General features: G+C 68.4%; 23 protein-coding genes and 1 tRNA gene. 9 read left to right on the top strand and 15 right to left on the bottom strand.

The features are described from left to right. The first annotated feature begins 111 nt into the window (after positions 1–111). Positions 112–777: a DUF998 domain-containing protein gene (locus ACYVGE_RS11835; RefSeq protein WP_460730106.1), complete on the top strand. Its 666-nt coding sequence runs from the start codon at positions 112–114 to the stop codon at positions 775–777. 48 nt (positions 778–825) lie between these two features. Here ACYVGE_RS11835 and ACYVGE_RS11830 read toward each other — a convergent pair whose 3' ends face one another. From ACYVGE_RS11830 to ACYVGE_RS11815, 4 genes are all read right to left on the bottom strand, one after another. Next, positions 826–1932, bottom strand: coding sequence for an aromatic ring-hydroxylating oxygenase subunit alpha (locus tag ACYVGE_RS11830; RefSeq protein WP_460730104.1), 1107 nt, complete (start codon positions 1930–1932; stop codon positions 826–828). A gap of 250 nt (positions 1933–2182) precedes the next feature. After that, positions 2183–2259 (bottom strand) — tRNA-Arg (locus ACYVGE_RS11825). An 81-nt stretch (positions 2260–2340) separates the two neighbouring features. Then, entirely contained in the window at positions 2341–3654 is a 1314-nt protein-coding gene (locus tag ACYVGE_RS11820) for a putative bifunctional diguanylate cyclase/phosphodiesterase (RefSeq protein WP_460730102.1), read from the bottom strand. Positions 3655–3663: 9 nt separating this feature from the next. Continuing rightward, entirely contained in the window at positions 3664–4911 is a 1248-nt protein-coding gene (locus ACYVGE_RS11815; protein ID WP_460730100.1) for an HD-GYP domain-containing protein, read from the bottom strand. A gap of 155 nt (positions 4912–5066) precedes the next feature. Between ACYVGE_RS11815 and ubiA the strand changes: the two genes are divergently transcribed. The 3 genes from ubiA (at position 5067) to ACYVGE_RS11800 (ending at position 7766) form a co-directional block, all read left to right on the top strand. Then, positions 5067–5981 carry a 4-hydroxybenzoate octaprenyltransferase gene (ubiA, locus tag ACYVGE_RS11810; protein ID WP_460730098.1) on the top strand — a complete coding sequence of 305 codons (915 nt, stop codon included), beginning with the start codon at positions 5067–5069 and terminating at the stop codon, positions 5979–5981. Between the two features lie 65 nt (positions 5982–6046). After that, positions 6047–6250 carry a hypothetical protein gene (locus ACYVGE_RS11805; protein ID WP_457096975.1) on the top strand — a complete coding sequence of 68 codons (204 nt, stop codon included), beginning with the start codon at positions 6047–6049 and terminating at the stop codon, positions 6248–6250. Between the two features lie 115 nt (positions 6251–6365). Next, positions 6366–7766: a short-chain fatty acid transporter gene (locus tag ACYVGE_RS11800; RefSeq protein ID WP_460730573.1), complete on the top strand. Its 1401-nt coding sequence runs from the start codon at positions 6366–6368 to the stop codon at positions 7764–7766. 83 nt (positions 7767–7849) lie between these two features. Here ACYVGE_RS11800 and tatC read toward each other — a convergent pair whose 3' ends face one another. The 4 genes from tatC to ACYVGE_RS11780 form a co-directional block, all read right to left on the bottom strand. After that, positions 7850–8605, bottom strand: a complete 756-nt coding sequence (gene tatC, locus ACYVGE_RS11795; protein WP_460730095.1) for a twin-arginine translocase subunit TatC — start codon at positions 8603–8605, stop codon at positions 7850–7852. Next, positions 8592–9050: a Sec-independent protein translocase protein TatB gene (gene tatB / locus ACYVGE_RS11790; RefSeq protein WP_460730093.1), complete on the bottom strand. Its 459-nt coding sequence runs from the start codon at positions 9048–9050 to the stop codon at positions 8592–8594. The genes tatC and tatB overlap by 14 nt, the downstream gene beginning before the upstream one ends. A 34-nt stretch (positions 9051–9084) precedes the next feature. Next, the gene (tatA, locus tag ACYVGE_RS11785) at positions 9085–9315 is read right to left on the bottom strand and encodes a Sec-independent protein translocase subunit TatA (RefSeq protein ID WP_460730091.1); all 231 of its coding nucleotides are present in this window, start codon (positions 9313–9315) and stop codon (positions 9085–9087) included. A gap of 80 nt (positions 9316–9395) precedes the next feature. Beyond that, entirely contained in the window at positions 9396–10283 is an 888-nt protein-coding gene (locus ACYVGE_RS11780) for a lipid-binding SYLF domain-containing protein (protein ID WP_460730572.1), read from the bottom strand. A gap of 251 nt (positions 10284–10534) precedes the next feature. On the opposite strand from ACYVGE_RS11780, the gene hemH reads away from it, so the two are divergent. Further along, on the top strand, positions 10535–11614 hold the full coding sequence (hemH, locus tag ACYVGE_RS11775) for a ferrochelatase (RefSeq protein ID WP_460730089.1): 1080 nt from the start codon (positions 10535–10537) through the stop codon (positions 11612–11614). A 5-nt stretch (positions 11615–11619) separates the two neighbouring features. Beyond that, entirely contained in the window at positions 11620–12471 is an 852-nt protein-coding gene (locus tag ACYVGE_RS11770) for an alpha/beta fold hydrolase (RefSeq protein ID WP_460730571.1), read from the top strand. Positions 12472–12551: 80 nt separating this feature from the next. On the opposite strand, the gene ACYVGE_RS11765 is transcribed toward ACYVGE_RS11770, so the two are convergent. The 3 genes from ACYVGE_RS11765 to ttcA all read right to left on the bottom strand — a co-directional run bounded on the left by ACYVGE_RS11765 (position 12552) and on the right by ttcA (position 15535). Then, complete coding sequence (locus ACYVGE_RS11765) at positions 12552–13337, bottom strand: YgjP family zinc-dependent metalloprotease (protein ID WP_460730087.1); 786 nt, start codon at positions 13335–13337, stop codon at positions 12552–12554. Between the two features lie 182 nt (positions 13338–13519). Further along, complete coding sequence (locus ACYVGE_RS11760) at positions 13520–14425, bottom strand: recombination-associated protein RdgC (protein WP_310054671.1); 906 nt, start codon at positions 14423–14425, stop codon at positions 13520–13522. A 174-nt stretch (positions 14426–14599) separates the two neighbouring features. Beyond that, positions 14600–15535, bottom strand: a complete 936-nt coding sequence (ttcA, locus tag ACYVGE_RS11755; protein ID WP_460730085.1) for a tRNA 2-thiocytidine(32) synthetase TtcA — start codon at positions 15533–15535, stop codon at positions 14600–14602. 92 nt (positions 15536–15627) lie between these two features. Here ttcA and ACYVGE_RS11750 point away from each other — a divergent pair, with 92 nt between their 5' ends. Then, complete coding sequence (locus ACYVGE_RS11750; protein ID WP_460730083.1) at positions 15628–15837, top strand: YdcH family protein; 210 nt, start codon at positions 15628–15630, stop codon at positions 15835–15837. A 70-nt stretch (positions 15838–15907) separates the two neighbouring features. On the opposite strand, the gene plsB is transcribed toward ACYVGE_RS11750, so the two are convergent. The 4 genes from plsB to ACYVGE_RS11730 form a co-directional block, all read right to left on the bottom strand. Next, on the bottom strand, positions 15908–18748 hold the full coding sequence (plsB, locus tag ACYVGE_RS11745) for a glycerol-3-phosphate 1-O-acyltransferase PlsB (RefSeq protein ID WP_460730081.1): 2841 nt from the start codon (positions 18746–18748) through the stop codon (positions 15908–15910). A gap of 60 nt (positions 18749–18808) precedes the next feature. Beyond that, positions 18809–19696 (bottom strand): hypothetical protein, encoded by an 888-nt coding sequence (locus tag ACYVGE_RS11740; protein ID WP_460730079.1) that lies wholly within the window; start codon positions 19694–19696, stop codon positions 18809–18811. A 294-nt stretch (positions 19697–19990) separates the two neighbouring features. Next, positions 19991–20899, bottom strand: coding sequence for a 5'-nucleotidase, lipoprotein e(P4) family (locus ACYVGE_RS11735; RefSeq protein WP_460730077.1), 909 nt, complete (start codon positions 20897–20899; stop codon positions 19991–19993). A gap of 92 nt (positions 20900–20991) precedes the next feature. Continuing rightward, entirely contained in the window at positions 20992–22971 is a 1980-nt protein-coding gene (locus ACYVGE_RS11730) for a UvrD-helicase domain-containing protein (RefSeq protein WP_460730075.1), read from the bottom strand. Between the two features lie 259 nt (positions 22972–23230). On the opposite strand from ACYVGE_RS11730, the gene ACYVGE_RS11725 reads away from it, so the two are divergent. Both ACYVGE_RS11725 and ACYVGE_RS11720 read left to right on the top strand, forming a co-directional pair. Continuing rightward, positions 23231–24004 carry a hypothetical protein gene (locus tag ACYVGE_RS11725; RefSeq protein WP_460730073.1) on the top strand — a complete coding sequence of 258 codons (774 nt, stop codon included), beginning with the start codon at positions 23231–23233 and terminating at the stop codon, positions 24002–24004. Positions 24005–24208: 204 nt separating this feature from the next. After that, on the top strand, positions 24209–24838 hold the full coding sequence (locus tag ACYVGE_RS11720; protein ID WP_460730072.1) for a thymidine kinase: 630 nt from the start codon (positions 24209–24211) through the stop codon (positions 24836–24838). Positions 24839–24865: the final 27 nt, after the last annotated feature.

Here is a 24865-nt window from a genome sequence, read left to right as displayed (position 1 = left end):
TCAGGCCGTGGCGACGTCGAAATGCATGCGGATCGCTGGCCGTGCCCGCGCACGCGCTGCGTTGACGCATGTATGAGGACTCACGCCTCCGTCGATGCAACGTTGCGCAGGATGCGAGAGGGCAGCGCCCCGCTCGAAGGCATGGTGCGGCATCGTTCTGGCCTGATCTGCTTCGTGGCCGTGCTCGTGTTTGTCGCGATCTGCGTGCTGGCGCAGGTGTTGCGTCCGGACCTCGACTGGCGCAAGGATCCGCTCAGCCATTACCTGACCGGCCACTACGGTGGCTGGGTGCGGGGCGCCTATTACCAGCTGAGCATGGCGCTGGCGCTGCTTGGCGTCGGCCTGTACGCGGCACTCAGGCCGCACGCGCGCCGCCTCGCGCCGCTGGTGTTGCTGGTGGTGGCCGGTATCGCGCTGTGGCTCACCGCGATTTCCGAAACCGACCTGCCATTCCTGGATCGCGACCAGGAAAGCGATCTGCACCAGGTGGCGGCGCTGATCACGTTCGTGAGCGTGACCACCGCCATGATGTTGCAGTCATGGCGCTTCTACTACGACGCCACCTGGCGGCCGCATTTCGGGCGGGCGTTTCCCCTGGCCGTGGTCGCTTTCATCGCGCTGGTGATCTACGCGAACTGGCACGGCGCGCCCGTGGGGCTGCGGCAGAAGACCGTGATCGCATTGATCCTGCTGTGGCTCGGCCACGCGGCCTGGTGGCTGCGCTGCAAGCAACTGGCGCGCCTGCAGGCGGGCGCGGCCATGCCTCCGGCGGAGTGAGGCGCCGGACCAGGCCACCTCGGCCACTTCGGTCAGCCGGCCAGCAGTTCAGCCGGTCAGAAGGTCTGCGTGCAGCAGCCGGTGGAACAGGTGCTCGCCGGCTTCGCGCCGGACCGACAGGCGGCCGGTGCTGTAGGCGCGTGAATGCAGCCCGCGTTGCACCGACTTGCAGATCGCCATGTCCTCGTCCTGGATCTGCTGGCCGACGTCGACGCTGGCGCGGTTGCGCGCATGCGCGGCTTCGGACACGTCGGCGAACCAGAAGTCGAAGATCACCTCGGTCTTGTCGATGCCCAGCGGCAGCACCAGGTTGGTGTCCATCATCCCCTGGTACCAGTTGATCATGAAGTTCGGATGCAGCCAGTAGTACAGGGCGCGATCGCCCTGGCGCACCGCCGCGTAGTCCTCCTGCGCCTTGGCGGTGGTCAGCGGACTGGACTGCAGGCAGAAGCGGCCACCGTTCTCGATCGTGTAGTTCTTGTAGTCGAGCACGCTGTCCAGCCCCTTGTGCAGGTGCGGCACGTGGTAACCGCCGTCGAGGTAGTTGTCGACGAAGACTTTCCAGTTGCAGTCGAACAGGTAGTGCCGGCGCTCGAACCAGTGCAGGCCCGACAACTGCAGCGGGCGGATCTGTTCGATCAGGTCGGTGCCCAGGAACTCCGCCAGGCTCGGGCCTTCGCGGTCCAGGCGCACGAACACCCAGTTTTCCCACACGTCGGTCGCGACCGGCACGAGGCCATGTTCGCTGCGGTCGAAATGGCATTCGCTGTTGAAGCTCGGCGTGCCCTTGAGCGCGCCCTCCAGAGTGTAGGTCCAGCCGTGGTAGGGACAGCGCAGGTTCTGCGCGCAGCCGGAGGCTTCGGTCATCACCGCGGCCGCATGGTGGCGGCACACGTTGAAGAAGCCACGCAGCACGCCGTCGCTGCCGCGCACCACCACGATCGGTTCGCCCGCGATCTCGCAGGTGACGTACTGGCCGGGCTCGCGCAACTGGTCGACCCTGGCGGCGAGCTGCCACGAGCGCGAGAACGTGGTCCGGCGCTCCAGCGCCGCGATGCGCTCATCGACGTACCAGGAGGCGGGAATGGTCGACGCCTCCTCCAGCGGCAGATCCGGGTCGTACTGATCCAGCAGTTCGACTGCAATCGATCGCATCCGGTCGCTTCCCCGTCTATGGGTGCCCGCGTGGCACCGCGCCGCCATCGTTTGCCGCCACGGCGCGTGGTGTCAACGGTGCAGTCGCGATGCCGCCAGACCTGTGGCTCCTACCCATCGCGCTGACATCGAGGTGCTGGTGGAAGCCGTCCCAATGGCGGTTGGGAACCCGGCGCGTGTCCGCGTGAATAGCCAGCCGGCAGCCCGCGGATCACGTCGCGGCGGCGCGGAGGCGCTATGGCAAGGGAGATGGCGCGCCCGGAGGGATTCGAACCCCCGACCAATGGCTTCGGAAGCCACTACTCTATCCGGCTGAGCTACGGGCGCATTTTTAAGGCAACCGCGCGATGGCAACCATCGCGGGACGGGCATTCTAGCAGCGCCGGCGCGTGCGCGGCCGCGATTTCCTCAAACGGCCCGGCGCACGGCGTCGGGGGGCGCGGCACGGCGCAGCCACGCGGAGAACTCATCCAGCGCCATGGCCTTGGCAAACAGATGCCCCTGCACCACGTCGCAGTGGCGCTGGCGCAGGGCCTCGAGGGTGGCCTCGTCTTCCACGCCCTCGGCGACCACCGACAGATTGAAGCGGTGGGCGAGGTCGATGATCAGCGAGGCGATGTCGGCACAGGCCGGATCGGTGAGCAGGCCGGCGACGAAGGACTTGTCGATCTTGAGTTCGTCGGCCGGGATGTCCTTGAAGTAGGCCAGGCAGGAATAGCCGGTGCCGAAGTCGTCGATCGAGATCTTCACGCCGAGGTCGCGGATGCGCGACAGGATCTTGAAGCTGTGGCGCGGATCCATCACCAGCGAGCGCTCGGTGATCTCCAGCACCAGTTGCGTGTCGGGCGCGCTCCACAGCTTCAGGGCGTTTTCGACGAGGTCGGGAAGGTCTTCCTGGCCCACCAGTTCGGCCGGCACGTTGACAGCGACATTGAGGCGGCCGTGCGTGTGTTCCCATTCGCTGGCGTGGCGCAACGCGGTGTTGAGCGCCCAGATGGTCATGCCCTTGATCTGGCCGGTCTGCTCCGCGATGGGAATGAACTGTTCGGGCGACACCAGCCCGCGCGAGCGATGCTGCCAGCGCATCAGGGCCTCGGCGCCGACCGGTTGCAGGTCCGACAGGCGCAGCTTGGGCTGGTAGGTGAGATAGGTCTCGCCGCGCTGCACCGCACCGTCGAGTTCGATTTCGAGGTCCCAGAATTCGGAGAAGCCGCGGTCGTCCTCGCACTCCGGCGGAAACAGCCAGCGTTGCCCCGTGTTGCGCGCGACCTCCAGGCTCTTTTCGGCCTGGCGCAGCAGGAACTCGGCTTGGCTGGCGTGCATCGGGCATACCGCCGCGCCGACCGTCGCGGTCATGCGCACCTTGCTCTTGCCGCCATCGAAGGGCACTTCGAACAGGCGGAACAGCTTCTGCACCGCCAGTTCGGCGTGCCCCGCGTTCATCACGCCCGGCAGGATCAGGGCAAAGCGGTTGTCGCCGATGCGGGCCGCGTAGTCCTGCGGGCGGATGACCTCACGCAACTGCTGGGCGACGTGCCGGAGCGCCCGGTCGCCGAATTCGTAGCCGTGCGCCGCATTGAGGCGGGCGAAGCCATCGATGTCGGCGACGATCAGCGCGAGGTTGGTCCTGCGTTCGTTCGCGTAGCCGATATGCCGGCGCAGCAGCGCGAGGAAGCTGCGGCGGTTGTGCAGTCCGGTGAGCTCGTCCTCGATCGTGGCCATGGCGGCGTGTCAGTGCAGGAACAGTTCCACCGGATCGATGCCGTAGGCACCGGTCGGCAGGCCGCCCTTCACGCTCAACGGCTGGCCGGCATCGTCCTGTTCCACTTCGCCCAGGTCGAGTACGCGGAACTGTTTCAGCGGCGCCTTGTTGGCATCGAGCAGCAGCATCACGCGCGGGCGCAGGCGCTTGAGGCTGTGCACGTCGGTGACCACGGCGACCTGCCCGTTCGACAGCTCCACCAGCGATCCGGTGGGATAGATGCCGCAGTTCTGGATGAACTGTTCGACCAGTTCGGCCTGGAACAGCGTGCCGCGCTGCTGGTAGAGCTCGGTCACCGCCTGGTGCGGCGAACGGCTGGATGCGTAGGGACGCACGCAGGTCATCGCGTCGTAGCTGTCGACGATGCCCATGATGCGGCCGAAGATCGGGATGTCGCTGCCCTGCAGCCGCCATGGATAGCCGCTGCCGTCGTGGCGTTCGTGGTGGGTGGCGACGATCTCGCGGATCTTCGGCGACAGCCCCGGCGTGGAATCGACGATCTCCAGGCCATGCTGCACGTGCTGGTGCACGAGTTCGATCTCGTCCGGACCCAGCGTCGTGCGCTTGTTCAACAGCGCCTCCGGCAGGCGCGTCTTGCCGACGTCGCACAGCAGGCCGCCGAGCGCGAGCAGCTGCAGTTCCGCGCGCTCCAGCCCGAGGTGGCGACCGAAGCTCGCCGCCCAGATCGCGCAACCCATGGCGTGCTGGTAGGCGTAGTTGTCGCGCCGCTTCATCTCCTTGAGCCAGACGAACGCGGTGGGATTGCGCAGGATGGAATCGATCATCGCGTCGACGCCGTCCTTCAGGCGTTCGAGGTCGAGGCGCTTGCCGCTGTGCAGGTCGGTCATCACCTCGTCGATGGAGGCTTCCAGCGTGGCGTGCACGGCTTCGGCCTGGCGCAGCTCCTGCTGGACCTCGACCTGGGGCGCCCATTGCTCCTTGCGCAACGCTTCGACTTCCGCGGCGGCGCGGCGCTGGCGTACCTCCGCGGGGTCCTCGAAGGCGAGGTAGCGCGGGTCCGGCGACGCACCGAGCATCACGTCGACCCAGACATGGTTGCAGATGCGTTGCAGCATCGCGACCTCGTCCTCGGACGTGATCTTGAGCCCCTGCATGAGGAACGCGGTCTCGATCCACGGCCGATCGAGCCGGCTGACGTACATCCCCAGTGTCAGTCCGTGGACAGTGATGCGCACTTCCCTGGATTTGATATCCATCAGATCCCCCAAGACCCTCGGGCTAGCCTACCCTTGGTTGCGGTGCGGAACAAAGGACAGGGGGGCCGCCGGTCTGGAATCCGCCGGCGATCGGCGACAATGCCGGCGTGGCCGGGCCATCCCGGCGCTGTCTCAAGTCCTTACGAGTGGGGAACATGGGTTACGAGCGTGACTACGCCCCGATACCGCCGCCGGTGCCGCGCTGGCGCGAGCGGTTGCATCAATACTGGTTGCTGGTGCGCGGCGATCGTCCGATCGGCTGGCTGCTGCTGCTGTGGCCGACTTGGTGGGGGCTGTGGCTGGCGGCGAAGGGCGTGCCACCGTGGTGGACGCTGGTGGTCTTCAGCCTCGGCGTATGGCTGACGCGCGCGGCCGGCTGCGTCATCAACGACTACGCCGACCGTTGGCTCGATCCGCACGTCGAGCGCACCATGGAGCGGCCGCTCGCCACGGGCGCGGTCGGTGGACGCGAGGCGCTGGCGGTGTTTGCGGTGCTGATGCTGGTGGCGTTCGCCCTGGTGCTGACGATGAACCGCCTCACGATTTACCTGAGCTTCGTCGGCGTGGTGCTCGCGGCGAGCTATCCGTACCTCAAGCGCTATACCTACCTGCCGCAGGTGTACCTGGGCATGGCCTTCGGCTGGGGCATCCCGATGGCGTTCGCCGCGATCCAGGGCGAAGTGCCGGCGGTCGCGTGGCTGCTTTATGTCGCCAACATCCTGTGGGCCACCGCCTACGACACCTGGTACGCGATGGTCGATCGCGACGACGACCTGCGCATGGGCGCCAAGTCGACGGCGATCCTGTTCGGCGAGGTGGACCTGGTCGCGCAGGGCATCCTGTATGCGCTGTTCGCCTACGCCCTGTTCCTGGTCGGCCGCCGTGCGGAGCTGGGGCAGTACTACTGGAGCGCGTTGGGCGTTGCCGTCGTGCTGGTCGCCTGCGAGTTCTGGATGGCGCGGGCACGGGATCGCGACGGTTGCTTCCGCGCGTTCCTGCACAACCAGTGGGTGGGCCTCGTGGTGTTCGCCGGTATCGCGCTCGACCTGGGCTTGCGCGCCGCGGGTTGATGTCGCTTAGACTCGCCGGGCCCGATGGGGATCGGGCCATTCATTGACGACCAGGGGAGTGGTGCATGAAGTCATGGGGCAAGTGGTTTTTCATTTTCGGTGCCGGTTCGTTCGTGTTGAACCTGTTCGATCTCGAGTTCGTGCTCTTGAGCTGGATCGACAACTGGGGCCCGGGCGTGGGTATCGGCATCCGCGTGGGCCTGATGGTGGTCGGCGCCGCGATGTGGCTGGTAGGCCGCAAGCAGGACGCGGCGCAACCCGCGACCTGAATTCAACCGGCAACACAGGACAACGGCCCGCACGCGGGCCGTTGTCTTTTGTGGCGACAATGCAACGACAAGCGCAAGGGGACTCACGATGAACGAAGCAGCGGGCGAACGCTGGATGGCGCGGACGGCGCTGCGTTGCGCGGCTTTCGCCGAGCGCTGGTTCCCCGATGCCTGGGTATTCGCCGTGCTCGGCGTGCTGATCGTCGCGGCGGCGGCCATCGCCTGTGGCGCGACGCCGCAAGCCACCGCGCAAGGCTTCGGCAAGGGCTACTGGAGCCTGATTCCCTTCACCATGCAGATGGTGTTCGTGGTGATCGGTGGCTATGTCGTAGCCACCGCTCCCGTGGTCGCGCGCCTGATCGAACGACTGGCGCGCTGGCCGCGCAGCGGGCGCGGCGCGGTCGCCTTCGTCGCCGCGGTGAGCATGCTGAGCTCGCTGCTGAGCTGGGGCTTCTCGATGGTGTTCGCCGGGCTGCTGGCACGCGCGCTGGCGCGGCGCGAGGACCTGCGCATGGACTACCGCGCGGCCGGCGCCGCGGCCTATCTCGGCCTGGGCGCCGTCTGGGCGCTGGGACTGAGTTCCTCCGCCGCACAGCTGCAGGCGAACCCGGCGAGCATGCCGCCGGGCCTGCTCGAGATCACCGGTGTATTGCCGTTCGCACAGACGATCTTCCTGTGGCAGTCGCTCGCACTCACCGCGGTACTGATCGCCGTGTCGGTGCTGGTCGCCTACTGGACCGCACCGGGCGAGGCGTCGGCGCGCGGCGCGCCGGAAACGATGGCGCGGGATGACGTGGCGGCCGCGGCCTCCGTGGTGGCGAAGCGCCCCGGCGAATGGCTGGAGCACAGTCCGCTGCTGACCATCGCGCTGTCGCTGCTCGCCTTCGGCTGGCTTGCTTCGGAATTCACCGGCAAACCGATCGCGCGCGCGATCGCCGACCTAAACACCTACAACCTGCTGTTCCTGTCGCTCGGCCTGTTGCTGCACTGGCGGCCGCGCAGCTTCCTCGACGCCGTCGCGAAGGCCGTGCCCAGCACTACCGGCGTGCTGCTGCAGTTCCCGCTCTACGGCGGCATCGCGCTGCTGTTGACCGACGTCGCCGGCGCCAACGGCGTCACCCTGGCGCAGCGCCTGTCGGCGTTGTTCGTGCAGGTCGCCTCGCGCGACAGCTTCGCGCTGGTGATGGGCGCGTATTCGGCGGTGCTCGGTTTTTTCGTGCCGTCGGGCGGCGGCAAGTGGATCATCGAGGCGCCGTACGTGATGCACGCCGCCAACGAGCTGCAGATGCACCTGGGCTGGGCGGTGCAGGTCTACAACGCCGCGGAGGCATTGCCGAACCTGGTCAATCCGTTCTGGATGCTGCCGCTGCTGGGCGTGCTCGGATTGAAGGCGCGCGACATCGTCGGTTTCACCTTCATGCAGCTGCTGGTGCATGTACCCCTGGTGCTGGGGTTGCTGTGGCTGCTGGGGATGACGCTGGAGTATGTGCCGCCGGTGATGCCGGCCCACGGCTGACCCAAACTGCGACAGGGCTGATGCCGCGCCCGCGGCCGATATCCGCGAACCGGCGGCGCTCAGGTTGCGATCGCAACGACCACTCAGCGAGGCTCCGCTTCGCGCTTGGGAGCCACCCACCCGGCGGCGATGATGCCGACCTCGTACAGGATGCACATCGGGATCGCGAGCATCAGCTGGGAGACCACGTCTGGCGGCGTGATGATCGCGGCGACGACGAAGACGCCGACGACGGCGTAGCCGCGCGATTCCTTGAGCTGCTTCGGCGTGACCCAGCCGAGCAGTGCCAGGATCACCAGCGCCACCGGCACCTCGAAGCTCGCGCCGAACGCGAGGAAGATCACCAGTACGAAATCCAGGTAGGCCTGGATGTCGGTCATCATCGCCACGCCCTCGGGCGTGACGCGGGTGAGGAAGGCGAACACGGCCGGCAACACCAGGAAATACGCAAACGCGCAGCCCGCGTAGAACAGCGATACCGCCGACACCAGCAGCGGCAGCGCCAGCTTTTTCTCGCGTTGGTACAGGCCCGGCGCGACGAAGGCCCAGGCCTGGTACAGCAGCCACGGCACCGACACGAACAGCGCGGCGAAGAACGCCAGCTTCACCGGCGCGAAGAAGGGCGACACGACGCCGGTGGCGATCAGCTGTCCGCCGGCCGGCAGTTTTGCCAATAGCGGTTTCGCCAGCCAGGCATAAAGCCTGTTGGCGAACGGCAGCAATGCGACGAACACGATGACCAGGCCCAGCACCGCGCGCAGCAGGCGCGCGCGCAGTTCGATCAGGTGATCGATCAGGCGGCTTTCGCCCTGCGGGGGAGCGGCGTCAGCGTCGTTCATCGTGTCCGGGCCCGGCCGCGTCGGCGTCGGATTCCATGCCGGGGGCGGTATCGCGTCCGGGGAGCGTCGGCGTGGTGGGTTCCGGTGCGCCAGCGGCATGTGGCGATGTCCCGGCGCTGTCGCCGGCATCGGAGGTCGTGCCGGAGCGCAGGGCATTGTGGACCTCGGCCTGCGCATCTTCGATCTGGCGCTGCAGCGCCATGCCGCCCTGTGCCAACGAAGCCCGCGCTTCCATCAGGTCGGCCTGGGCCTGCTTCAGGCTGCGCTTGAGCTCCTCGTCGGCGAGTTCGTTCTCGAGCTCGGCCTTGACCGAATACCACTGCGCGCGCGCGCGCCGCACCCACAGGCCGGCAAAACGCGCGGCCTTGGGCAGGCGTTCGGGGCCCAGCACGAGCAGGGCCACGACCGCGATCAGGAGGATCTCGCCGAATCCGACATCGAACATGCGTCAACCCGCCCTTGCGGCGGGCCCGTGCGCGTCAGCGCGGGGTGTGCTCGTCGTCGCGCTGCGACGTGGTGGAGCCGCTGTCGCGGCGCTCGTCGGGCAGCTGCCCCGACGGCTTCTTGTCGTCGTCGTCCTGCAGGCCCTTCTTGAAGCCCTTCACGGCCTCACCGAGGTCCTTGCCGACGTTGCCCAGGCGCTTGGTGCCGAACACCAGCACCACGATCACCAGCACGATCAGCCAGTGCCAAATGCTCAAACCGCCCATGATATTGCCCTGCGAAGTGGAGGCTAAGGATACCGCAGCGGCGGGGGCGACCGCGGCATCCCGTGATCGGCGGCCGTGGCTCAGCGACGGCCGGACGGGGTGGTGCGCGCGGGTTCAGGCGGCAGCGGTTCGCTGCGGACGCCAGCGTCGGCGGGAACGTCCTCGAACGGCGCGGGCCGGGTCTCGGCGGCGGCCGGGGCCATGGCCTGGGCCTGCGCCACCGGCGCAGGTGAAGCCGCACCGCGCGAGGCCGTGCTCGCATGTCCGCCACGGCGCTCGCGGGCCAGCGCGCTGGCTTCCTCCAGCGCGTCGCGGAAGTCGATCACCTTGTCGTCCGGCTGCCCGGGCGTACGGCCCTCGAAGATCATCCGCGGCGTGGTGCCCTGGCCGTAAGCGAGCTGGTTGGAGGCGTCGTCGATCGATAGCACCGCGCCATCGAGCGCGATGCCGGCGAACAGCCCGCGCGCGCGGGACCACGACCAGATTTCCGCCTTCAGCTGGCCGTCGGTAAGGGTGGCGGCGTTGCGGCCGACCGGGCCTGCGGCCGCCCCGGCATCGGCGCCGATGGTGACCTTGCCGTTGACGATGGAGTCCAGGCCGCGCTCGCCACGGAACACCAGCACGATGTCGGAGGACTGCACGCCGGCCTGCAGGCCGATGCTGCCGCCGGTGAGCTTGACGAAGCTGGGGTTGGACCAGCTGCCGTCGGGATTCTTGATCGAGACCACGCCGTGGCCGCGGCGGCCGCCGAGCACGAGGCCGACCTTGAGCGCGTCCGGAACCACCACGATCGCCCTGGCTTCATCGAACAGCTTGTCCGGGATCGCGGATTCCGGGATGCGCTGCACTTCGCTGAGCACACGCACCGCGTCGATGGAGCGCTGGTCCTGCTCGGGCGCGGCGACGGCGGTGCCGGCGAGAGCGAGCGAGAGGGCGAGCGACAGCGACAGCAGGGACGACTTCGACAAAGCGTGGCTCGACATGACAGCTCCGGAGGCAGGGGTTCCGGCAGCGTAAGTGCGCGGAAATGAACAGTCACGAACCGCGCCGCGGAAAAGTTGAAGCGACGGCGCAAACGAGGCCGCCGCAGCGCGCCGCGCCCCAGCAAAGCGAGGCGACGGCGCAAACAAAGCCGCCGCAGCGGCTGGAGATGGCAAACCACAGCGTTCTCTCCCGCCACACCGTGACTCCCCCTCCCCTCGACTGTCATCCTATGCCGATGACCGCGCCCACCCCCACGGCAGGCGAGACCGCAGCCGCCATCGACCGTGCCACCGCGATGGTGCTGGTGAACCTCGGCACGCCCGATGCGCCCACGCCCGGCGCCGTGCGCCGCTACCTGCGCGAATTCCTGTCCGACCGCCGCGTGGTCGACCTGCCGCGCTGGCTGTGGTGGCCGCTGCTGAACCTCGTCATCCTGCCGCTGCGCGCGACGCGCGTGGCCCACAAATACGCCAGCGTGTGGCTGCGCGACGGTTCGCCGCTGGCGGTGTACACGCGCCAACTGGCCCAGGCGGTGCAGCGCGAATGCCCGCAATGGCGCGTGCTGCATGCGATGCGCTATGGCACGCCGTCGTTCGCCCACGTGCTGGAGCAGTTGCGCGCGGATGGCGTGCGCCGCGTGCTGGTGCTGCCGCTGTATCCGCAGTATTCGACGACGACCACCGCGTCCGTGCGCGACATGGTCGAAGCCGCGCGCTTCGCGATCCGCGACAGCGGCTTCGTCGAGGCCGGCAAGGTGGGCTCCGGCGCCGACACCGATGCCGGCGTCGTCCCGATGGCCCATTTCATCGGCGACTACCACCTCGATCCGGGCTGGATCGCCGCGCTCAGCGAATCGATCCGTGCCCACCGCGCCCACCATGGCAACGCCGCGCACCTGGTGTTTTCCTTCCACGGTTTGCCGCAGCGCCTGGCCGACAACGGCGATCCGTATCCGCGCCAGTGCGAGGCCGGCGCGCGCGCGATCGCTGCCGCGCTGGGCTTGCGCGAAGAGTCGTGGACGTTGAGCTACCAGTCGCGTTTCGGGCGCGAGAAATGGCTGGAGCCGGCCACCGCCGCTACGCTCGACGCCTTGGCCGAACGCGGCATCCGCAGCGTCGACGTGGTCGCGCCGGGCTTCGCGGTCGACTGCCTGGAGACGCTGGAGGAAGTCGCGCAGATGCTGAAGCAGGACTTCCAGGCGCGCGGCGGCGAGCTGCGCTACATCCCCTGCCTCAACGACAGCGACGCGCACGCGCGCGTGCTCGCCGCGATCGCGCGCGATGCGCTGGCCGCCACGGCGGCGCAGCCCGCATGAGCGCGATGCGTGCCTTCGCGCTGGAAACCGCCTTCGGCACGCTGGCCGGGCTGCGCGCGGGCCGCGCGGGTGCGCCGCGCGTGCTCGCGCTGCATGGCTGGCTCGACAATGCGGCCAGTTTCGTGCCGCTGTCCGCGCACCTGCGCGATATCGACCTGGTGGCGATCGACATGCCGGGCCACGGCGCGAGCGCGCACCTGCCGGCCGCGGCGGATTACCTGCTGATCGCGTTCCTGCGTGCGGCGTTCGCCGCCGCCGATGCGCTGGGCTGGGAGCGGTTTTCGCTGCTCGGCCATTCCCTCGGTGGCGTGATCGCCAGCCTGATGGCGTCCGCGCAGCCACACCGGATCGAGCGCCTGCTGACCATCGAAGCCCTGGGTGCGCTGACCGAAGCCGAGGGGCGCACCACGCAGCGCCTGCGTGACGCGCTCACCGCCTACACCGCGCTGCCGGGCAAGCAGCTGCGCGTGTTCCCCGATGTCGCCACCGCGATCAAGGCGCGCCTGCGCGCCGGTACCGGCGACCTCGGCGAGGCGGCAGCGACGCTGCTGGTCGAACGCGGCCTGCGTCCGGTCGATGGCGGTTTCGTCTGGCGCAGCGACCCGCGCCTGACCATGCCCACCGCCGTGCGCATGAGCGAGGCGCAGAGCCGCGACCTGGTCGCCCATATCGAGTGTCCGACGCGGGTGATCTACGCCGAACCCGCGCAGACCTACTTTCCGGAGGCGCTGCGGCGCGAACGCGCCGGATTGCTGCGCCATGGCGAGCTGATCGTCATGCCGGGCAGCCACCACCTGCACATGGACGATGCGCCCGGCGTGGCCGCGGCGATCGGTGATTTCTTCAACGCATCCTGAGTGCCGGCGTGCCGTGGCACGCGCTCACTGGCGTTCGGTGGCGAGCTGGTAGCCCAGCTGCACGCCCTTGTCCTTAGCCCTCAGGCGGCCAGCAACGCGCGCATCGCGGCCTTGGCACGGCGGCCTTCGTTCTTGAAGTAGTCGCGCTCGTCCCGCCACGTCGGGAAGCGTTGTTCGACCTCGCGCCAGAACGCGCGCGAATGGTCGGCGCGGATCAGATGGCACAGCTCGTGGACCAGGACGTATTCGAATGCACTCGGGCGGGCGAGCACCAGGGCGAGATCGAGCGCGACCGCGCCATTGGGCGCCAGCGAACCCCATTGCGAGCTCATCACCTTCAGGGTGATGCGCGCGGGCGGGCGTGGCAGCGTCGGCAGCAGGGGCGGCAACCAGCGACCGATGTCCGCGCGCGCTTCGGCTTCATAGAAATCTCGTAACGCCCTGCGCAGCGAGGCGATGCGCAGGTTGGCCGGCACGGTGGCCTGCAAGCCGCCGTCGCTCATGGTCAGGCGCAAGGCGCGGCCTTCGTGCCACGTCACCGGCAGGTCGCCGCCGCGCAACGGGATCGAAGCCGTGACGTGCGGCTGCAGCGCCGGCGCGGCGTTGCCGTTGTGCGCCAGCTGCGCCATCAGCCAGTCGCCGTGTTCGAGCACGAAACGCTCGCCAGCGACCTCGCTCGCGCGCAGCGGCAGGGTCAAGCGCGCGCCGCGTTCGCTCACGCTGAGCTTGATCCGGCGCGCGCGCGGATCGCGCACGCGCAGTACGGCGACGGTCTCGCCGTTGTCCAGGGTAAGGCTGAGGGTTTCGCGCGCCGTCCCGCGCGCCTGCGCGCCGGGTTTGCCTGCGAACAGGCGGAGTGGATTCATGCGGTGACGCTCGTCATGGGCCAAAGCATATCGCGATGCCGGCACGGCGCAGCCGCGCATTCATCTGCGCGGCCTTGCGGAAAAGGGATGCACGGCAGGCCGCGGGAGTCGCGATGCATGGCGGCCGCGCGAGGCGTGCACCGGGCGGACTCGCGTCCGCGCCGGTTGTGCTCGTGGCGGTGTTACGCCTCGGCCTTCGACAGCTTCAGCGCCTTCTCGAGCACGGCGAACAAGCGCTTCGCTTCGCCGCTCATCAACGCGAAACGTGCGTCGAGTTCGGCGCGCAGGTCGTCGCGATCCGTGGATTCGAGCTGGTCGACGGCGCCGTCGAGCAGCTTGAACTTGCGCACGACCAGGTCTTCGCCGAGCACGAACGACACGTGGTCGTCGAGCGTGAGCGCGAGGCGCGTGACCTGCTTGCCGGCTTCCAGGTGCTTGCCGATCTCGTCGCCCTGCAGCTCCTGGCGCTGGCACTTCACCACCGCGCCCTGGTCGACCGGATCGCGCAGTTCGCACTCGTCACCGAGCGACAGGCCATCGGGCAGCGGTTCGCCCGCGATCCAGCCGGTCAGCACGCTGCGCGGCGCGACTTCCGCGTTCAGCGGCAAGGCGGGGAAGCTGCCCAGCGCGCGGCGGATCTCGCTGACCACGTTCTCGCCGCTCTTGCGGCTGGAAGTGTCGACCACGACCACGCCGTGCTCGAGGTCGAGCAGCGCATCGGTGCGGCTGGGCTTCACGAACGCGCGCGGCAGCAGGTCGGTAATCAGTTCATCCTTGATCCGCTTGCGCGTGCGTCCGCCGGGTTTACGACCTTCCTTCTGTTCGATCTCCTCGAGCTTCTTCGCGAGCATGTCGTTGACCACGGCGCCCGGCAGCAGGCGGTCCTCACCGCCGACGGTCAGCCAGATCGCATCGCGCTGGCGCGCGGCGAGCACGTCGCTGTCGCGTCCGAACGGGGAGATGAAGCCACGGCTGGACAGTTCCAGCGGGCCGACCGGCTTGAGCTGGCATTCATCGAGGCCGCGGTCGAGGTCATCGAGTTTGGCGGTGGTGGGGAAGCGGAACAGCGTCAGGTTGCGAAAGAACATTTAGGGTCCTGCGAAAGGGGAACATTCTCCCTCCCCCGCATGCGGGGGAGGGTTGGGGTGGGGGTGCGCCGCGGACGCAGGCCCCCATCCCGGCCTTCCCCCGCACGCGGGGGAAGGGGCTACGCAATCAATCGGCCTTCCCCCGCACACGGGGGAAGGGGCTATGCGGTGCAATCAATCGTGGGTATGCGCTTCGCCGGCCAGCCACGCATGTGCATCCGGCACCTCGCCGCCGCGCGCACCGAGCGCGAGGAAGTCGAACAGCCGGGGATCGCTCAACTGCGCGGGCCGGACGTCACCGAGCGCGCGCGCGATCGACTCGATGCGGCCCGGCGTGTCTTTTTCCCATGCGTCCATCATCCGCTTCACCTGCTTGCGCTGCAGGTTTTCCTGCGAGCCGCACAGGTTGCACGGAATGATCGGGAACTGCTTCGCCACGGCGTAGGCGGCGATGTCGTCCTCGCGCACGTAGGCGAGCGGTCGGATCACCACGTGCTTGCCGTCGTCCGACAACAGTTTCGGCGGCATGCTGCCGAGCTTGGCGTGGAAGAACAGGTTGAGGAAGAAGGTGGCGACGAGGTCGTCACGGTGGTGGCCCAGCGCGATCTTGGTGAAGCCCTGCTCCTCGGCATGCTTATACAGCGCGCCGCGGCGCAGGCGCGAGCACAGCGAGCACAGGGTCTTGCCTTCCGGCACCACGCGCTTCACCACCGAGTAGGTGTCCTGCTCGAGGATCTTGTAGGCGACGCCGAGCGATTCGAGGTACGCCGGCAGGACGTGCGCGGGGAAGTCCGGTTGCTTCTGGTCGAGGTTGACCGCGACCAGCTCGAACTTCACCGGCGCCTTCTGCTGCAGTTGCAGCAGGATGTCGAGCATGGCGTAGCTGTCCTTGCCGCCCGACAGGCACACCATCACCTTGTCGCCGTCCTCGATCATGCCGAAGTCGGCGATCGCGCGGCCGACCTGGTGGCGCAGGCGCTTGGCGAGCTTGTTGGCCTCGTGCGTGCCGCGTTTATCGGCACGGGCGTGGGCGCGTGGCAGCGGTTCGGCGAGGGGCAGGAGGGGGATGTTCACGGCGGACAGCGGGGCACAGCGACGGCGGACGGCCATTCTACCGTCCGCCCGGCGGCCCCGCCGGGCTCGCCGGAATGTGCCGCAGGATCCGTCATGACGCCGCAGCGGGGCGGGGTTAAGCTCGCAACATGGTCGAAGCCGAAGATCCCGTAGCCATCGCGCGCCAGCTCGCCGAATTGCGGACCGAGCATCGCGACCTCGATCTCGCGATCGAACGCCTGTCCGACGATGCGGCCGCCGACGAATTGACGGTCAAGCGCCTGAAGAAGCGCAAGCTGTGGCTGAAGGACTGCATCGCGCGGCTCGAAAGCGCGCTGATCCCCGACGAACCGGCTTGAGCCAGTAGAGCGCGGCGGTGCGCGTGGCACCGCCTCTGGCCTTCACCGCTGTGCGCCGCCGCGTCGCGGCTCAGCCCGCGTCGCCGGCGGGCTTGGCGGTCTCCGGGCTGATCTTCTCGATCGTGTGGCGCAGTTCGCGGCCCAGGATCACCTTGGCATCCTTCGCCCACGCCGCCAGGCGCTGGTCGAAGGTGAGCTTGCCGTTCTCGTTCGGCCACACCAGCTTCAATTCGCGCAGCTTCAGGATGAAGCCGCGGAACAGCGACTTGTCGAAGAACTCGGGCGCCGCCGGCGCGTACAACAACGACAGGCGCTGTGCGGCGAGGTGGCACATGCTTTCCAGTTCGCCCGAGGACAACGTGCCCGCGCCGTTCTTGGCCAGCACCGAAATCGCGATGTAGTAGCGCTCGAACGCCTGCTGCAACGAGTGGCCGATCGCGCGCAGGCGGAACACCTCGTCGGTCTGGCCGGCGTTGCGCGCGAGGATGCCACCATCCTCTTCGCTGACGCGTTCGAGCAGGCCTTCGCGCACGAACAGGTCGACGGTACGCGCCAGGCGCTCGCCGAATTCGTCCTCGCTCCACGGCAGGAACAGCTCCGCCTGCAGGAACGGATACACGTTGCGGCCCAGCTCCAGCACCCGCGCCAGGCTCATGCGCCGGTTGTGCTGGAAGCAGCACGCGATCCATGCCGCCGCGGTGTACAGGTGCAGCACGTTGTTGCGGAAATAGCTGAGCAGCACCGCCTTTTCGTCGTCGACGCCGAGCACGTCGCCGAGCGGATGCCGGGTCCGCTCGAGCACGTTGATCTCCTCGCCGTGGGCGATGATCTGCTCGGGCGTGTGCGGCGTGACGGTGACGCGGTCGGAATACGGCAGGTCCGCGAGCAGCTTCTGCGACAACGCGATCTGCGCGCGCAGGTCGCCCTCGCCCATTGCGTGCTTGGGCGTGGACAGCAGCGCCAGCGCCAGCAGGTTGATCGGGTTCACGTCTGCGGCGCGGTTGATGTTGATGTTGATGCGCTCGGCCAGCGTGTCGACGGTCTCCGCCAGCCACTTGGGTTTCTCGTCCTCGGGCACGGGCTTGCCGTCCCATTCGGGCGCGTGTTCGGCGAGCACGTCGCCCAGCCTGATGGGCTCGCCGAAGTTCACCACCACCTGGCCGTAGTTGCTGCGCAGCACCTTGGGGATGCCCCACAGTAGCGCCCAGATCGATTCCTTTTCCTTCGGCTTGCCGGTGAGTTCGTCGAGGTAGCTGTTGCCTTCCATCAGCTTCTCGTAGCCGATGTACACCGGCTGGAACAGCACCGGGCGCGTCGGCTGGCGCAGGAAACCGCGCACCGTCATCGAAATCATGCCGCCCTTGGGCTGCAGCAGCCGGCCCGTTCGCGAACGGCCGCCTTCGGTGAAGTATTCGATCGAGTAACCACCGGCGACGAGTTGCGCCACGTATTCGCTTAGCACCGCCGAGTACAGCGCGCTGCCGCGGATGCTGCGGCGGATGAAGAAGGCGCCACCCTTGCGCAGCAGGGTGCCGATCACCGGCAGGTTGAGGTTGATGCCAGCCACGATGTGCGGCGGCACGACACCCTTGGTGTAGAGCAGGTAGCTCAGCAGCAGGTAATCCATGTGGCTGCGGTGGCTGGGCACGTACACCACTTCGTGGCCCGGCGCGGCCTGCTTGAGATTGTCCAGGTGGTGCACCAGCACGCCGCGGTAGATGCGGTTCCACACCGTCGTCAGCAGGAAGCTGACCGAACGCACCACCGGGTGCGAGTAGTCGGCGGCGATTTCGTAGGCGTAGCCGTGCGCCTTCTTCCAGGCGTCGGTCAGCGAGCTCTTGTCGCGCGCGGCCTGGTCGGCGATGGCTTCCTTAACCGAGTCGGCGGCCAGCACCTGGTCGATCAGCAGGCGCCGCGTGGACAGGTCGGGGCCGATGACCGCGGCGCGCAGGCGGTGGAAGTGGGTGCGCAGCACGCGCGACAGCTTGCGCACCGTGCGCTCGGCCGGGAGGCCTTCGTCGATCACGCCCCGCAACGACACCGGCGGCGCGAACTGCACCAGCGTGTCGCGGCCGTTGAGGGCGAGCGCGAGCAGGCGGCGGAAGCGGCCGACCAGGGTCCAGTTTTCCGAGAACAACACCGAGAACCAGCCGCTGCTCTTGTCCGGCGCGCGGCCGACGAAGATCGACACGGGCACGAGCTGCACGTCGAGTTCCGGATGCGCGCGATGGGCCTCGAGCAGGCGTGCCAGCGAACCCGAATGGGTCTTGGCCGACGGCGGCGCCGCCGCCGGGGCGCCGGTGATCGTGCCGGTGATGCTGTCCGCGAGCGGTGCCAGCGTGCTGACGTTGCGGCGCGACAGCGCGAGGTAGGCGCGCTTGCGACCGAGCGGGTCGCCAGGCAGCGGCTGCAGCGGGGTCGGCAGGCCGGCTTCGCGGCAGGCGCGCTCGAGGATCAGCGCGTTGGACAGGCCGTAGTCCTCCAGCACGTAGCAGACCGGGCGGCCGTCCAGCGCGGCAACGTGCTCGAGCGGATTGGCGGGTTCGACCTTGAGTTCGACCCACGGCTCCAGGAGCGACCCGAGCAGCTTCGCCCACAGCGGGCGGCGCGGCGCCGGGTGCGGGCGCGGGTCGGCGGCAAAGGTGGCCGCGCCGGCGGCCGGGGCGGCCGGGATGGGAAGCTCGGGCTGGGCGGGGGCCGCGTCCGGCGCAACCGGAGTGGCGGCCTCGGTCGCCGGGGGCTTCGCATCGGCCCCGGCAGGATCCGTGGCCGGGTCCACCGCGACACCAGCGCCGGTGTCGGCGCCTGGCGCGGGCGATTGCGCCTGCGCGCCGGCTTCGGGCTGGCCGTCGTTCGGCTGCCCCGGCGGCGGCGTCGGGGCGTCCGGGAAGAGGGAGGTCTGGTTTGGCATCGTCGGGATTATGCCCGCAGCGTCGTAAAACGGGACGCGAACGGGGATGTATCAGTGGTGCTACGGCGCGGCGGAGGTGGCGTTGGCAATGGTGGCTTCGGCCTCGGCGCGGCGCAGCAGGTCGCTGAGATACCAGCGGCCGTCGCGGCGCTCCATCAACACCATGGCGTCGATGGGTTGGCCGGCCAGGGTGTATTGCAAGCGCACCCGGGCGGTGTCGCCGGTCTGTTCGGCGAGGCTGATGCGCGCGCCCGCCAGCGCGGCCTCGAAGTCCAACCCGTACGTGGCCAGCACGCGCTCCAGGCGCACGAAGAACGGTCCCAGCCGGCGCAGGCTGCGCTCCATCCCCGCCTTTCGCAGGCCATCGGGCGTGCCCAGGCCGGTGTTGCGCGCGGCGAGCGTGACCTGCGGGATGCTGCGTCGTGCCCGCGCGGCATCGCCCAGCGGTGCGCGCTGGCCCCAGCGCGCGAGCGCGGCGACGAGCTGGCGGTAATGGTCGCGTTCGGTCTCGCTGTAGCTCGCTTCCTTGGTCACGTATTGGGTGGTGAACAGTCCCAGCGTGGAGGCCGCGGTGCGGATCTCGGCATTGGCGCCGGCGAACTGGCGGCGGTACGCGGCCAGCAGCTTTTCCTCCGAGCGCGGTTCGGCCAGGGCGATGAGAAAGCCCTGGGCCTTGTGATCCAGCGGTAGCTCGGTCAACGGCCACAAGGTGCGGCCCTCGCCCCACGCGGTGACAAGCCGACCATGCAGCGCCGGTGGCACCGCGTGTTCGGCATACGCCGCCAGATCGTCCCGGCGCAGGTCGTCGACCAGTTGCTGCATGGCCTGGGCGGGCGCGGCCGAGGTCGCCTGCGTCCGGCTGCCGCGGTCGCAGCCGCCGGCGAGGACGAGCAGCCCCAGCAGGAGGGCGGCGCGCGCGCAGGCGGGTCGGATCGATGGCTTGGACATGGCTGCGGCGGCTTCCCCGTGGCCCGGCAGTGTCGCGGGCAGGGTCGGGATGGACAAGCCGAACCGGTCGCGGTTCGAAAGCCCGGGGCGGGCGGCGGACAAAAAGAAAGGGAGGCCATTGGGGCCTCCCGCAATCCGGCCGAGGCCGGAGGACTTGGTTGTGGCACGTTTCCGGCCGCAACCGGACGGGAGCAGGTTAGTGCAACCGATCATTCTTAGGCAATACTTTTTGTTTTCCTCATAACTTATTGATTTTATTTGAGCGCAGACCGCTTGTCGCGAGGAAGAGGCGCCTCAGGGGCGCGCGTCGTCCAGTGCGGCTTCCTTGGCTGCGCGGCGCTCGGGTTCGGGTTGCGCCCATTCGTTGTCGAACAGCGCGGGCTCCCAGCTGCCATACAGCGGGTTCGGCAGCGGCCACCAGCGTTCGCCGATCCAGGCCAGGTAGGGCGCGATGGCCTCGCGGCGGCCGTCGCGGGTATTGGCCAGGATCTGCACGAAGTCGCCGACCTGGTCGCCGAACTGCATCAGCACGCGGTAGCGGCGGGCGACCAGCTGGCGCCGGCAGGTCTTTTCCGATCCGTTCTGCTCGCAATCGTCGACCACCGTGCCCAGCCCGAGGAACTGGCTGTCGTCCTTCACCGGAAAGCCGGCCTGGCGCAGGTTCGCGAGCGTGGCCTCGGCGAGGCTGGCGTCGCGGTTGCTGATGTAGAAGACGGTGACGCCCTTCTTCGCCGCCGAGGAAAGGAACTCGACCGCGCCCGGCAGCGGCTTGGCCTTGCGCTCGCTCACCCACTGGCCCCAATCGGCCTCGTTGAAGCCGTGGTGGTCGCGGATCTGCCGAACGGTGCTGGGCGAGTTATCGAGCACGGTTTCGTCAACGTCGACGATGATCGCCGGCTGCAGCTTGGTGTAGTCGTTGTTGCGCTCGTCCTTGGGCAGCGCATCCCAATGCTTGTCGCGCAGGGCGGCATCGAGGCGCTGGCCGGCCGCGCGATAGATCGCGGTGTAGACAAGGTCGCGTTCGACCGACGTCTGGAACCACACCGTGGCGTTGAGGCTGTCGTCGGCGGGCGGCTCCTGCGCGACCACGGCGGCAACCGGCGTGGGTGCCGGCGCTTCGGCAGTCACGGTGGCGGCGTGCGTGGCGCAGCCACCGACGAGGGCGGCTGCGAGCAGGGTCAGGACGGGAGTCGAAAGGCGCATCAGCGTGCAGAGTCGATGAAAGAGGCGGCCGAGTGTACCCAAGCCGCGCGGCAGCGCTGTTGCAACGCGCGCGCGGCTGGCGGCTTTACCGATCAGCCTTCCAGCAGCGCCTTGATCGCGGCAAAGCCGGCGCTCGCGCGTTCCTGCTTGCGTACCGCATCGGCGACCGGGTCGGCGCCGTCGCGTTGCAGTTCGGCCGCCGGCAGTTCGTCCAGGAAGCGGCTCGGTTTCAGCCGCAGCTTGTCGCCCCAGCGCGAGGCCTCGCGCGAGTGCGACAGCCACAGTTGTTCCTTCGCGCGGGTGATGCCGACGTAGAGCAAGCGCCGCTCCTCGTCGAGGCTGCCTTCTTCGAGCGCCATCTCGTGCGGCAGCGTGCCGTCCTCGCAACCGACGATGAAGACGTAGCGGAACTCCAGGCCCTTGGCGCCGTGCATCGACATCAAGCGCACCTGGTTGCCGGCATCGCCCTTGTCGGCGTGCGAGAGCAGCGCGAGTTGGGCGGCGAGTTCGCCCGGGCCCGAGCCCTTGCCGCCGTCGAACCAGCCCGCGAGTTCCTCGAGGTTTTCCTTGCGTCGCTGGAAGCTGGCTTCGTCCTTGCACTGCGCGCGGATCGACGCGAGCATCCCCGACTTCTCGCCGAGTACGCGCACCAGTTCCGCCGGGCTCAGGCGCTGCGCGTCGGTGCGCAGCGAGCGCACGATGCCGGTGAAACCATCGAGCGCATTGGCCGCGCGCGGCGCGAGCTGCTTGAGCGCGCCGACCGATTCGGCAGCGCGCGACATCGGCATGTGCGCGCCATGCGCGAGTTCGGCCAGCTTCGCCAGCGTGGTCGCGCCGACCTCGCGCTTGGGTGCCTGCACCGCGCGCAGGAACGCCGCGTCGTCATCGGGATTGGCGACCAGGCGCAGCCAGGCGAGGGTGTCCTTCACTTCCTGGCGTTCCAGGAACGCGGTGCCGCCGCTGAGGTGATAGGGCACGCGCAGCAGCTGCATCGCCTTTTCCAGAGGCCGCGACTGGTGGTTGCCACGGAACAGGATGCAGAAATCGCTCCACGGCGCGGCGTTCTTCTGCGCGATGAAGTGGATCTCGCTGGCCACTTTTTCCGCTTCGTGCCCGTTGTCGCGGCATTCCCACACACGGATGCGCTCACCGTCGGGCTGGTCGCTCCACAAGGTCTTGGGATGTTCGTGGAAGTTGTGCGCGATCAGGGCATTGGCCGCGCGCAGCACGCGGTTGCTGCAGCGGTAGTTCTGCTCGAGCTTGACGATCTCCAGCGCCGGGTAGTCCTTGCCCAGTTGCAGCAGGTTGTCCGGATTGGCGCCGCGCCAGGCGTAGATCGACTGGTCGTCGTCGCCCACGCAGGTGAACAGGCCCTTCGGCCCGGCCAGCGCCTTGAGCAGGCGGTACTGCGCGTCGTTGGTGTCCTGGCATTCGTCGACCAGCAGGTAGCCGATGCGTTCGCGCCAGGCCAGGCGCAGCTCCTCGTCGGCTTCGAGCAGTTGCACCGGCAAGCGGATCAGGTCGTCGAAGTCGACCGCGTTGAAGGTGGTCAGGCGCGCCTGGTACTTCTGGTAGAGGATGGCCGCGTCCATCTCACGCGGGCTCTGCGCGACCGCGAGCGCCTCCTCCGGCGACAGCCCGGCGTTCTTGGCGCGCGAGATCAGGTTGCGCGCGTTGTCGAGCACGTCGGGCTTGCTGCCCGGCGGCAGCAGGTCCTTGAGCTGCGCCCCGGTGTCGTCGCTGTCGAACACCGAGAAGCCGCGGCGGAGCCCGGCCTTGGCGTGTTCGATCTGCAGGAACTTCAGCCCCAGCGCATGGAAGGTGCAGATGGTCAGGCCTTCGCCCGCGTCGCCCCTGATGCGCTTGGCGATGCGCTCCTTCATTTCGCGCGCCGACTTGTTGGTGAAGGTGATGGCCGCGATGCGGCGCGCGGGCATGCGCCCCGAGGCGATCAGGTGCGCGATCTTCTCGACGATGACGCGTGTCTTGCCGCTGCCGGCACCGGCGAGCACAAGGAGGGGGCCGTCGCAGTGCGTGACTGCGGCGCGTTGGGGAGGGTTGAGACCGTGCATGGAGACTTCCGGGTAGGGCGTCAGTCTACCCGGCGTGGAACCGGCGCCGGCCGCGCGCTGCGGGTTATGCGAAGCGGGTCGACAAACATGGCGTCGACAAACAGGGCGTCGAGACAGGGCATCGACAAACAGGGGCGCCGATGTTCCACGAACGTCGCCGATGGGGCGGTCAAACGGCAATAAATGCAATTGCCGGCGCCAGGCCAGGGGAGTAGCGTGCTGGCAGCGGCTTTCGTTTATCCCAACGGAGGATGCGGACATGAACGCACGAAACGTTCGTCTTGCCGGACTCTGCATGGTCTGTCTCTTCGGCAGCGCGGCGGTGCCTGCCGAAGAGCCCCTCCAGCTGGTCACGGCCAATTTCATGAAAGTCGATGCCCAGATGCCCTGGGCCAAGGGCCACCCCAACGAGGAGTGGCGCCTGTACGGACTGATGTCCTACCAGGACGGCCGCTACGAGGAGGCAATCGGGCGCTTCGAGCGGGCGGCGTGGTACGCCGACAAGTACTCGCAGCACTACCTGAGCCTGATCTACTGGTACGGCCAGGGAGTGCCCGCGGACCACGTCCGCGCCTATATCTGGAGTGACCTCGCCGCCGAGCGCGGCAGCCACAAGCTGCTGGCGATCCGCGAAAAGATGTGGGAGCAGCTGACGCCGCAACAGCAGCAGGACGCGCAGGCCCAGGGCGCCGACTACTACGGCCGTTACGGTGACTCGGTGGCGCGGCCGCGTGCGGAAGCGGAAATCCGCCGCTTCGCCCGCAGCATGACCGGCAGTCACATCGGCTACCGCAACCAGATGCTCGAGCAACAGAACGGGCCCCCGATCCACGGCTCGTTCGGCAATGCCACCGCCGGCATGCTGGCCTCCAGCGCCGTTGCCGCCGGCGGCCCCACCAGCCTCGAAGCCTATGCCGACGACCGGGTGGAGTCGGGCCCGTACTGGCAGCAGCAGGACCTCGAGCTTGAAACCGGCGGCCGCGTCGAAGTCGGCCCGGCCAAGGCGACGCCGAGGCCGAAGCACACCGACTAGCGAGCGGCGTCCATGTGGCGCGCAGATGCCGGCAGGCGGCAAACCTGCCGGCGGGTCTGCAATCGGGGCTGCAATCCCGTACGGGTCATGGCGACGTCGCGTTGCCACGCAGCGCGCGCGTTGCTCAGCGGATTCCGGCGCACCCGGGCCAACGATGTGCACGGCGCCATGCCAGTCCGCACAGCGAATCACTAAACTGGGCGCATGGCGAAACTCTACTTCTACTACTCGGCGATGAACGCCGGAAAGACCACCACGCTCCTGCAATCCGCGCACAACTACCGCGAACGCGGCATGCGCGTGCTGATCCTCACGCCGCGACTGGATGATCGCGCCGGCCGCGGCACGGTGGCGTCGCGCATCGGCCTGAAGGCCAGCGGTCATGCCTTCGAGCGCAGCGACGACCTCGACACGCTGATCCGTGCCGACATCGATGCGCACGGACGGCTCGATTGCGTGCTGGTCGACGAGGCGCAGTTCCTCGCCAAGTCGCAGGTGTGGCAGTTGAGCGAGGTCGTGGATGCCTTGCGGGTGCCGGTGCTGTGTTATGGGCTGCGCACCGACTTCCGGGGCGAGCTGTTCGAGGGCAGCCAGTACCTGCTGGCGTGGGCGGACGAGCTCAATGAGATCAAGACCATCTGCCACAGCGGCAAGAAGGCGACGATGACGGTGCGCGTGGACGATGCCGGGCGCGCGGTGCAGCAGGGACCGCAGGTCGAGATCGGCGGCAATGAACGCTACGTCTCGGTGTCGCGCGCGGAATTCAAGAAGGTCATGCGCGGCGAAGCCACGATCGAGGGCGTGCCGGAGCCGCAGCAGCCGCCGTTGCTGTGAAGTCGTTGCGCGGAAATCGTTGCGGTG

The sequence above is a fragment of the Lysobacter rhizosphaerae genome, from assembly GCF_054779795.1.
The sequence above is the reverse complement of the archived record's forward strand: the minus strand, read 5'-3'. Positions and strand labels throughout refer to the sequence as shown.

Coding starts and splice junctions, on each gene's coding strand:
- ACYVGE_RS11835 (WP_460730106.1), top strand. CDS start 112: ATGCGAGAGGGCAGCGCCCCGCTCGAAGGCATGGTGCGGCATCGTTCT.
- ACYVGE_RS11830 (WP_460730104.1), bottom strand. CDS start 1,932: ATGCGATCGATTGCAGTCGAACTGCTGGATCAGTACGACCCGGATCTG.
- ACYVGE_RS11820 (WP_460730102.1), bottom strand. CDS start 3,654: ATGGCCACGATCGAGGACGAGCTCACCGGACTGCACAACCGCCGCAGC.
- ACYVGE_RS11815 (WP_460730100.1), bottom strand. CDS start 4,911: ATGGATATCAAATCCAGGGAAGTGCGCATCACTGTCCACGGACTGACA.
- ubiA (WP_460730098.1), top strand. CDS start 5,067: ATGGGTTACGAGCGTGACTACGCCCCGATACCGCCGCCGGTGCCGCGC.
- ACYVGE_RS11805 (WP_457096975.1), top strand. CDS start 6,047: ATGAAGTCATGGGGCAAGTGGTTTTTCATTTTCGGTGCCGGTTCGTTC.
- ACYVGE_RS11800 (WP_460730573.1), top strand. CDS start 6,366: ATGGCGCGGACGGCGCTGCGTTGCGCGGCTTTCGCCGAGCGCTGGTTC.
- tatC (WP_460730095.1), bottom strand. CDS start 8,605: ATGAACGACGCTGACGCCGCTCCCCCGCAGGGCGAAAGCCGCCTGATC.
- tatB (WP_460730093.1), bottom strand. CDS start 9,050: ATGTTCGATGTCGGATTCGGCGAGATCCTCCTGATCGCGGTCGTGGCC.
- tatA (WP_460730091.1), bottom strand. CDS start 9,315: ATGGGCGGTTTGAGCATTTGGCACTGGCTGATCGTGCTGGTGATCGTG.
- hemH (WP_460730089.1), top strand. CDS start 10,535: ATGACCGCGCCCACCCCCACGGCAGGCGAGACCGCAGCCGCCATCGAC.
- ACYVGE_RS11770 (WP_460730571.1), top strand. CDS start 11,620: ATGCGTGCCTTCGCGCTGGAAACCGCCTTCGGCACGCTGGCCGGGCTG.
- ACYVGE_RS11765 (WP_460730087.1), bottom strand. CDS start 13,337: ATGAATCCACTCCGCCTGTTCGCAGGCAAACCCGGCGCGCAGGCGCGC.
- ACYVGE_RS11760 (WP_310054671.1), bottom strand. CDS start 14,425: ATGTTCTTTCGCAACCTGACGCTGTTCCGCTTCCCCACCACCGCCAAA.
- ttcA (WP_460730085.1), bottom strand. CDS start 15,535: ATGGCCGTCCGCCGTCGCTGTGCCCCGCTGTCCGCCGTGAACATCCCC.
- ACYVGE_RS11750 (WP_460730083.1), top strand. CDS start 15,628: ATGGTCGAAGCCGAAGATCCCGTAGCCATCGCGCGCCAGCTCGCCGAA.
- plsB (WP_460730081.1), bottom strand. CDS start 18,748: ATGCCAAACCAGACCTCCCTCTTCCCGGACGCCCCGACGCCGCCGCCG.
- ACYVGE_RS11740 (WP_460730079.1), bottom strand. CDS start 19,696: ATGTCCAAGCCATCGATCCGACCCGCCTGCGCGCGCGCCGCCCTCCTG.
- ACYVGE_RS11735 (WP_460730077.1), bottom strand. CDS start 20,899: ATGCGCCTTTCGACTCCCGTCCTGACCCTGCTCGCAGCCGCCCTCGTC.
- ACYVGE_RS11730 (WP_460730075.1), bottom strand. CDS start 22,971: ATGCACGGTCTCAACCCTCCCCAACGCGCCGCAGTCACGCACTGCGAC.
- ACYVGE_RS11725 (WP_460730073.1), top strand. CDS start 23,231: ATGAACGCACGAAACGTTCGTCTTGCCGGACTCTGCATGGTCTGTCTC.
- ACYVGE_RS11720 (WP_460730072.1), top strand. CDS start 24,209: ATGGCGAAACTCTACTTCTACTACTCGGCGATGAACGCCGGAAAGACC.